A 9,224-nucleotide genomic window follows, 5' to 3' on the forward strand; every position below is an offset into this window, starting at 1 on the left:
CATTTCAGTTACCTGGAAGAAGCCATCGAGTTATGGAAGGTGGGCGACGGGTACCTTGTGCAACTGGATGCGGTTGCGCAGCAGATGCACAGCGCTTTTAGCCAAGGCACTGCCGGCACCAGCGACGTGTTGGGCTGGAAGTCGCGAATCAATACCATCAACGAAGGCGTCACACCGGCCGCCAAAGCCTTCAGTGACGCGCTGGGAGAAGGCTCGCGGTTTATTTTGCGGCTGCTGTTGATCACCAACATGGCCACCGCGCTGGGCTTGATTCTGTTGGCGTTGTTGCGCACCCATAAACTGCTGACGCAGCGCCAGGCATTTGCCAGTGCATTGCAGCAGGAGAAGGAGCGCGCACAAGTCACGCTGGAATCCATTGGCGACGGGGTAATCACCACAAACGTCGACGGCTCGATTGCCTACATGAACCCGGCCGCCGAACAACTCACCCACTGGAAAAGCGAACAAGCTCAAGGCTTACCTTTGGCGGCGCTGTTCAACCTGTTGGATGAGAACGACCAGAAAGACAGCTTCACCTTGATCGAACATATTCTTAGCGGAAAGCTGCGCGGTGGCAGTGAGCACTCACGCCTGATCCAGCGCCTTGATGGCAGCACGGTCTCGGTGGCGTTGGTCGGCTCGCCGATTCAGACCAACGGCAAAATCAGCGGCACCGTGCTGGTCTTGCACGACATGACTCAGGAGCGGCAGTACATCGCCAACCTGTCCTGGCAGGCCACCCACGATGCCTTGACCGGATTGGCCAATCGGCGTGAGTTCGAATTTCGCCTGGAGCACGCGCTGGGTAGCCTGACGCGCCATTCGGATCTGCATTCGCTGATGTTCCTCGACCTCGATCAATTCAAGCTGGTTAACGACACCAGCGGCCACGCGGCGGGCGATGAGCTGCTGCGGCATATCTGCGCGTTGCTGCAGCAGGGCTTGCGTGAGGGCGACACACTGGCACGTCTGGGCGGGGACGAGTTCGGCATCCTGCTGAAGAACTGTCCTCCAGAGGCCGCCGAGAAAATTGCAGAATCCCTGCGCGCCACTGTGCAAAGCCTGCATTTCGTGTGGAAGGGCCGGCCATTCGTAACCACGGTCAGTATTGGCCTGGTGCACATTACCCAAAGCCCGGCCACGCTCGAAAGCTCTCTGCGCGCGGCTGACATGGCGTGCTACATGGCCAAGGAAAAAGGCCGCAACCGGGTGCAGGTGTACCACGCCGACGACTCTGAACTGTCCATGCGTTTCGGTGAAATGACCTGGGTTCAGCGCCTGCACGTTGCGCTGGAGGAAAACCGGTTCTGCTTGTACGCCCAGGAAATTGCCAATATCGGGCAGGTCTCCACCCACGAAGGCGGGCATATCGAAATCCTCCTGCGCTTGCGCGATGAAACCGGGCGGATGATTCTGCCCGACAGTTTTATCCCCGCTGCCGAACGTTATGGACTGATGACCACGCTTGATCGTTGGGTCGTGCAAAACGTGTTCAAGATCATTGCCCAATGCCTGCGCGAGGACAAACACACAGGGCCGATGGCAATGTGTGCGATCAATTTGTCAGGCACCAGTATTGGCGATGACGCCTTCCTGGAGTACCTGAAAGAGCAGTTCGACACGTACCAAATACCCCCTGATCTGATTTGTTTTGAAATTACCGAGACCAGCGCCATCTCTAACCTGGGCAGTGCGATCCGTTTTATTAACGAGTTAAAAGCGTTAGGTTGCCTATTTTCACTCGATGACTTTTGTGCCGGGATGTCGTCGTTCGCGTACCTCAAACATTTGCCTGTAGACTTTCTGAAGATCGACGGCAGCTTCGTCAAAGATATGCTCGATGACCCAATTAATCGGGCCATGGTCGAAGTGATCAACCACATCGGTCACGTGATGGGGAAAAAGACCATCGCCGAGTTTGTAGAAACACCCCAGATCGAGCAGGCATTGTTGGAAATCGGCGTTGATTTTGCGCAGGGCTACATTATTGAGCGCCCGCAACTGTTTACGTGTGAAAGTTTGCATACACGGCCTGTTCGACCTGCACTCATGCTAGTTCGGGCCCCAGGGACTTTTCGCTGAAACTATTTCTAATGCGGGGGGCGTGAACACCGCCCGCGTAGGAGCTTGCAAAAGCAGTAGGACTTTCACACATAAAAAGGAGATTGAAGTGATCGATACCTTTAGCCGAACCGGTCCACTCATGGAAGCAGCCAGTTACCCTGGCTGGGCGCAGCAATTAATTAAAAATTGCAGCGAATCCAAGCGTCGGGTGGTGGAACATGAGCTATATCAACGGCTGCGCGATGGACGTCTGAGCGCTACGACCATGCGCCAGTATTTGATTGGCGGCTGGCCCGTGGTGGAGCAGTTCGCGGTGTATATGGCGCAAAACCTGACCAAGACCCGATTCGCCCGTCATCCCGGTGAAGACATGGCGCGGCGCTGGCTGATGCGAAACATTCGGGTTGAGCTCAATCATGCGGATTATTGGGTCAACTGGAGCCTCGCCCACGGCGTCAGCTTGCAAGACTTGCAGGCGCAGCAGGTGTCGCCGGAGTTGCATGCGCTTAGCCACTGGTGCTGGCACAGCTGCGCATCGGATTCGTTGATCGTCGCTATTGCGGCCACCAACTATGCCATCGAAGGCGCGACCGGTGAGTGGTCTGCCATTGTGTGTTCAAGCGATGTGTACGCTGACAGCTTTCCGGAAGACCAACGCAAGCGCGCCATGAAGTGGCTGAGAATGCACGCGCAGTACGATGATTCACACCCGTGGGAGGCGCTGGAAATCATCTGCACGCTGGCCGGCAATAACCCTAGCGTTCAGTTGCAGGCTGAGCTTCGCCAAGCCATCACCAAAAGCTACGATTACATGTACCTGTTTCTGGATCACTGTATGCGGCATGAGAAGACGCCGCATTTGCGTGAGCGGAGGGCTGTAGAGGAGCAGATGTAAGCTTTAAGCTGCAAGCTTTGAGCCGGTTGAGCGCATCGAGCTAATCGAGCTTAACCCGCTATTGTCAGGCGATTACGGCCCTCGCGCTTGGCCACGTACAACGCACCATCAGCCCTGCGCTGTAGGCTTTCAGTGGATTCCGCTGGCAGTAAGGTGGCGCATCCCAGGCTCACCGTCAGCCTTAACGGCTGATCAAGCGTCGCATAGGTCAGTTGCTGCGCTGCATGACGCAAGCGCTCGCCCACCATAGCCGCCGCTTCGCCCGTAGTGTTAGACAACACGATTAAAAACTCTTCCCCACCAAACCTGAACACCATATCGATATTGCGCAGTTGATCCTTGATCGAACCCGCTACGGCTTTGAGCACCTCGTCACCCACGGCATGACCGTACACGTCGTTTACCCGTTTGAAGTGATCAATGTCGAGCATCAGAACCGACAACGGGCACTTGTGACGGCGCGCCAGTTCGATCTCTCTGGATAAGGTTTGATCCATGGCAATCCGGTTGCCGGTATTGGTCAGCGGGTCGCGCAGGGCACTTTGTGTGGCGGTCCGATACAGCAGCGCATTACGTAGTGGGTACAACAGGCTGGTCAGCAGGGACTCAAGCTGGGCGAGTTCCAGTTCCGAAAAGCGATGTTTGCGTTGAAATATCAGCTCGCCCAGATGCTCACCTTCACTGCTCAACGTGTAGCTGGCGCAATGGTGAGCGCGGTCACCGAGCTTTAAGTGCAAGTCGGCGCTGCTGTGGTTGTAGATCAGAGCGTCGAGCTGAATCAGGCGCTGAACACCCCGAAAGAACATCGTCAGGACTTTCTCAGCTTCGAGACTGGTTTGTAATTGCAGTCCCAGTTGCTGACGCAACTCTGCCAAGTCTGTAGGCGACTGTGCAACGTTTTGCAATTGACGAAAGCCCAGACGTTGCAATTTAGCGTTGTCGAAATCAATTGCGTGAGTCTGGGGAGGGGAACTCATTTTTACACTCCTAAAACAGATAAGGCCGTGTTGAATGGTCTTTCTAGAGCGAAAGTCGTGCCAATGAGTTCATTTAAATAAACAGGAGAAGATTCAGCCACTTAAAGCTCGCTGTTGAGCGAGCGCTCAGGAACGGCCGGCATTTATTTGACTCGGGAGGGTGTTGTTTAAACAAAACGCCCAAGGCCAAGACGGAAATCTGTCATGGCGTGGGCATTGTTTTGTTTAATAAAGGTTTATTGCGCGTCGAATGCCTGGCCATTAATGCCGGCGCTGTCCGGACCCATTAAATACAGGTAAACCGGCATGATGGCTTCAGGCGCGGGATTGTTCTGCGGGTTTTCGCCGGGGTACGCCTGAGCGCGCATGCTGGTGCGGGTAGCGCCAGGGTTGATGCTGTTGGCGCGAACGGCGGCGATGTCTTCCAGTTCGTCGGCCAAGGTTTGCATGAAGCCTTCAGTGGCGAATTTTGACACCCCGTAAGCACCCCAATAAGCGCGACCTTTGCGCCCGACGCTGCTGGAGGTGAAGACCACCGACGCGTCAGCAGACAGCTTGAGCAACGGCAGCAAGGTGCTGGTGAGCATGAACATGGCGTTGACGTTGATGTGCATCACGCGCATGAAATTTTCGCCAGACAACTGTTCGATGGGCGTTCGCGGGCCAATGATCGAGGCGTTGTGCAGCAAGCCGTCCAGATGGCCGAATTCGGTTTCGATCGTCGCTGCCAACTCATCGTATTGATGGGGCAGGGCGGTCTCCAGATTGAACGGAATCACGGCCGGCTGAGGATGGCCCGCTGCTTCGATTTCGTCGTAAACCTGAGTCAGGTTGGCTTCAGTCTTGCCCAGCAACAGCACGGTGGCACCGTGCGCCGCGTAGGTCTTGGCCGCCGCAGCACCAATCCCACGGCCAGCGCCAGTCACCAGAATCACCCGGTCCTTGAGCAGTTCGGGGCGTGCAGAATAATCAAACATGGAAAACCTCAGCAAACAAATCAGTCATTGTAGGAGCGCGCTTGCCTGCGAAGGACTCAGCAGCTACACAGGGCGTCATCGAGCACCCGGCGCAGGTCTAGGGGGTGATCAACCACTACGTCGGCACCCCAATGATCCGGGTTGTCGTGCGGGTGGATATAACCGTAGCGCACCGCCGCAGTTTTGGTCCCCGCGTCGCGACCCGACTCTATGTCGCGCAGGTCATCACCCACAAACAACACGCTGGCCGGGTGCAGATCAAGCATCTTGCAGGCGAGAATCAGTGGCTCTGGATGCGGTTTGCTATTCGTCACATGGTCCGGACAGATCAGGATCGCCGAGCGTTCAGCCAAGCCCAGTTGCTCCATGATCGGTTGAGCAAAACGCACCGGTTTGTTAGTGACCACGCCCCAGATCAGATTGGCTTTCTCGATGTCTGCCAACAACTCGGCCATGCCATCGAACAGCGTGCTGTGCACTGCACAATTCACTTGATAGCGTTCGAGAAACTCCAAGCGCAGCGCTTCGAACTCAGGAGCCATGGGCGATAGCGCGAACGTCGCCGCCACCATCGCCTTGGCACCCCCGGAAATTTCATCGCGAATCAGTTTGTCTGCCACCGGTGGAAAACCACGGTCGGCAAGCATGCTTTGGCAGATGGCGATGAAATCCGGCGCGGTATCGAGCAGCGTGCCGTCCATGTCGAATAAAACCGCTCGCAAACGCATGGGTTCAGGCCTCTCGAAGTGTCTGGATCATGTAGTTGACGTCGACGTCGGACGCCAGCTTGTAATGCTTGGTCAGCGGGTTGTAGGTCAGGCCGATGATGTCCTTGACCTGCAAACCGGCTTCGCGACTCCAGGCGCCGAGTTCGGACGGGCGAATGAATTTCTTGAAATCGTGAGTGCCGCGCGGCAGCAAGCCCATGATGTATTCGGCGCCGACAATGGCGAACAGATACGCCTTGGGATTGCGGTTGATTGTGGAAAAGAACACTTGGCCGCCCGGCTTGACCATGCGGAAACAGGCGCGAATCACTGACGAGGGGTCAGGTACGTGCTCCAGCATTTCCAGGCAGGTCACCACATCGAACTGCTCGGGCATTTCCTCTGCGAGGTCTTCGGCGGTGGTCTGTCGGTAATCGACGGTCACGCCCGACTCCAACTGATGCAGGCGCGCCACTGCCAGCGGCGCTTCGCCCATGTCGATGCCCATCACGGTAGCGCCGCGCAGGGCCATGGCTTCGCTAAGAATGCCGCCACCGCAACCGACATCCAGCACTGACTTGCCCGCCAGGCTGACGCGTTCGTCGATCCAGTTGACCCGCAATGGATTGATGTCATGCAGCGGCTTGAATTCGCTGTTGCGGTCCCACCAGCGATGGGCCAGGGCTTCGAATTTAGCGATTTCAGCGTGGTCGACGTTGCTCATGGGTAATCCTCTAAAACTTGATTCTTTCGTCCTGCTCGGGGGTTAGACCCAAGCGGTCATTATTCGGTTTGGCTTTTTTGGCCCGATATCCGCTGGCCCCACGCCTTGGCCGTTTCACACAGCGTTTGCTCGTCCATGCGCGTCAGGCGCTTGTCGTCGAGCAAGTGTTTACCCGCCACCCACACATGGGTCACGCAATCGCGGCCGGTGGCATATATAAGCTGCGACACCGGGTCGTAAACCGGTTGCTGGGCCAGGCCGGACAGGTCAAAGGCGACGATGTCAGCCGCCTTGCCAATTTCCAGCGAGCCGGTGTCCGCCTGAATGCCCATGGCGCGGGCGCCGTTCAGCGTGGCCATGCGCAGAGCACGGTGGGCGTCGAGTGCGGTCGCCGAACCGGCAACGGCTTTCGCCAACAGCGCTGCGGTGCGGGTTTCTCCCAGCAGGTCCAAGTCATTGTTGCTGGCGGCGCCATCAGTGCCTACGGCGACATTGACCCCAGCCTGCCACAAACGCTCCACCGGGCAAAAACCGCTGGCGAGTTTCAAATTTGATTCCGGGCAATGAATCACGCTGGAGTTACTTTCTACCAGCAACGCTAAGTCTTCGTCGCTGATCTGGGTCATGTGCACCGCTTGAAAGCGCGGACCCAATAAGCCAAGGCGGTTCAGGCGTGCAAGTGGTCGCTCATTGCGCTGCTCTACGGATTGTTGTACTTCGAAGGCGGTCTCATGCATGTGCATGTGGATCATTGCGTCGAGCTCATCGGCCAGAACGCGGATTTTTTCCAGGTTTTCATCGCCGACGGTGTAGGGCGCGTGAGGGCCGAAGGCGATTTTGATTCGTGGGTGGTGCTTAAGGTCGTTGAACAGCTCGACGCCTTTGTGCAGCGCTTCATCGGTGGTGCGTGCGCCAGGAATCGGAAAATCCAGCACCGGCACGGTGATTTGCGCACGAATTCCGCTGTTGTGGACACGTTCGCTGGCAACTTGCGGATAGAAGTACATGTCAGAGAAACAGGTAATACCGCCTTTTAATTGCTCGGCGATGGCCAGATCAGTGCCGTCACGTACGAATTCTTCATCGACCCATTTGGCTTCGGCGGGCCAGATATGGTTCTCCAGCCAGGTCATCAACGGCAAATCGTCGGCCAAACCACGAAACAGCGTCATGGCCGCATGCCCATGGGCATTGATCAAGCCGGGGCTTAGCAACATGCCCGGAAGTTCGCGGACTTCCAGCGCGTTCTGTTTCAAGGCTTCGGCTTTGGGGCCGATGTATACGATAAGGCCATCGCGAATGCCCAGGCCATGCTCTTTAAGCACCACGCCAGCAGGTTCGACCGGCACCAGCCAAGTGGGCAAGAGCAGCAGGTCGAGCGGGGCAGCAGTGTTGGGCATGGCGGGGCTTCCAGAGCTTGGCGTTCTATATATATAGGGATAGGGGCAGGGACGCCGAAGTATACCCGAGCGTCTTGGTGCCCGGCTCGCTATAATCGGCGGCTTTTGATTTCCAGCTTTTTGAGTGATGGGGTGACAGATGCGCGATCGACTATTGGCTGCGGAGAAGGTGAAAGCCATCGATTGGCGGGATGACGCTCTGTATTTGCTCGATCAGCGCGTGCTGCCGTTCGAGGAAACCTGGCACGCCTACACCACGGCGGCCGGGGTTGCAGGGGCAATTCGTTCGATGGTCGTGCGCGGCGCGCCAGCGATCGGTATCAGTGCGGCATACGGCATCGCTTTGGCGGCGCGCCAGCGAATAGCTGAAGGTGGCGATTGGGCCATGGCGCTGGTGCAAGACTTTACCGTGCTGGCTGAGTCGCGGCCGACTGCGGTCAATCTGTTTTGGGCGCTGAACCGCATGCGTGACCGCCTGGCACGGCTCAAGGGCAATGAGTCGCCGCTGGTTGCGTTGGCTGCGTTGGAAGCAGAAGCGGTGGCGATTCACCTCAGCGACCGCGAAGCCAACCTGACCATGGCGCAGTTGGGTGCCGACTTGATTCGCAAGCACCAGGGCAACCTGCAAACGGTGTTGACCCACTGCAATACCGGCGCGCTGGCAACCGGTGGCTTTGGTACGGCATTGGGCGTGATTCGGGCTGCGCACCTGGAGGGGATGATCGAGCGGGTGTATGCCGATGAAACCCGTCCTTGGCTGCAGGGCTCGCGGCTGACGGCTTGGGAGTTGGCTAACGAAGGCATTCCGGTGACCGTCAACGCTGACTCGGCGGCTGCGCATTTGATGAAGACCAAAGGCATTACCTGGGTCATCGTCGGCGCCGACCGGATTACGGCCAATGGTGATGTGGCGAACAAAATCGGCACTTATCAACTGGCTGTGGCTGCGATGCACCATGGCGTGCGTTTCATGGTTGTTGCGCCGAGTTCGACTATCGATATGGCGCTGGCCAGTGGTGATGACATCCCTATCGAAGAGCGCGAAGGTCGTGAGTTGTTGGAGCTTGGCGGTCAACGGGTGGGGGCTGATGTTGATGCGTTTAATCCGGTGTTCGACGTGACGCCGGCTGATTTGATCGACGCTATCGTTACGGAGAAAGGGATTGTTGAGAGGCCGGATACTGCGAAGATGGCGTTGTTGATGTGTCGTAAGCGGTTGCATTGAAAAGCAACGTCAACAGCTTGTGTTGGCGTTGGGTTTGGTGTGTATATCCATTGTTTGTGGTTGCTGGAATTATGGTTTCGCTTTTACAGCGAGTCACTTTTTTCAGACGCCAAAAAAGTAACCAAAAACGCTTGCCCCACCATGGGTCTCGCTTCGCTCAACTTCCCTCGCTGCGCTCGGCCTCTATGGTTTTACGGGGCATTTTAATGAAGGCCTTCGGCCTGCTGTTTGGGCGAGCCAACATCAAAAGCGGGC

Annotated in this window: 8 protein-coding genes; 3 read left to right on the forward strand and 5 right to left on the reverse strand. The window is 56.9% G+C overall.

The features are described 5' to 3' along the window. Both M0974_RS29830 and M0974_RS29835 read left to right on the forward strand, forming a co-directional pair. Positions 1-2,082, forward strand: a 2,082-nt coding sequence (locus M0974_RS29830) for an EAL domain-containing protein (protein ID WP_297845472.1), incomplete at its 5' end; no start/stop codon positions are given. 88 nt (positions 2,083-2,170) lie between these two features. Beyond that, on the forward strand, positions 2,171-2,959 hold the full coding sequence (locus tag M0974_RS29835) for a TenA family transcriptional regulator (RefSeq protein ID WP_297845474.1): 789 nt from the start codon (positions 2,171-2,173) through the stop codon (positions 2,957-2,959). Between the two features lie 50 nt (positions 2,960-3,009). Here M0974_RS29835 and M0974_RS29840 read toward each other — a convergent pair whose 3' ends face one another. The 5 genes from M0974_RS29840 to M0974_RS29860 form a co-directional block, all read right to left on the reverse strand. Beyond that, positions 3,010-3,936 carry a GGDEF domain-containing protein gene (locus M0974_RS29840; protein WP_297845476.1) on the reverse strand — a complete coding sequence of 309 codons (927 nt, stop codon included), beginning with the start codon at positions 3,934-3,936 and terminating at the stop codon, positions 3,010-3,012. A gap of 236 nt (positions 3,937-4,172) precedes the next feature. Next, complete coding sequence (locus M0974_RS29845) at positions 4,173-4,913, reverse strand: YciK family oxidoreductase (protein WP_297845478.1); 741 nt, start codon at positions 4,911-4,913, stop codon at positions 4,173-4,175. Between the two features lie 56 nt (positions 4,914-4,969). After that, positions 4,970-5,641 (reverse strand): N-acetylmuramic acid 6-phosphate phosphatase MupP, encoded by a 672-nt coding sequence (gene mupP / locus M0974_RS29850; protein ID WP_297845480.1) that lies wholly within the window; start codon positions 5,639-5,641, stop codon positions 4,970-4,972. Positions 5,642-5,645: 4 nt separating this feature from the next. Next, positions 5,646-6,344 carry a bifunctional 2-polyprenyl-6-hydroxyphenol methylase/3-demethylubiquinol 3-O-methyltransferase UbiG gene (gene ubiG, locus M0974_RS29855; RefSeq protein ID WP_297845482.1) on the reverse strand — a complete coding sequence of 233 codons (699 nt, stop codon included), beginning with the start codon at positions 6,342-6,344 and terminating at the stop codon, positions 5,646-5,648. 59 nt (positions 6,345-6,403) lie between these two features. Then, the gene (locus M0974_RS29860) at positions 6,404-7,744 is read right to left on the reverse strand and encodes a TRZ/ATZ family hydrolase (protein WP_297845484.1); all 1,341 of its coding nucleotides are present in this window, start codon (positions 7,742-7,744) and stop codon (positions 6,404-6,406) included. Between the two features lie 139 nt (positions 7,745-7,883). On the opposite strand from M0974_RS29860, the gene mtnA reads away from it, so the two are divergent. Beyond that, positions 7,884-8,969: an S-methyl-5-thioribose-1-phosphate isomerase gene (gene mtnA / locus M0974_RS29865; protein ID WP_297845486.1), complete on the forward strand. Its 1,086-nt coding sequence runs from the start codon at positions 7,884-7,886 to the stop codon at positions 8,967-8,969. Positions 8,970-9,224 lie beyond the last annotated feature (255 nt).

The organism is Pseudomonas sp., assembly GCF_026224925.1.
Lineage (GTDB): Bacteria > Pseudomonadota > Gammaproteobacteria > Pseudomonadales > Pseudomonadaceae > Aquipseudomonas.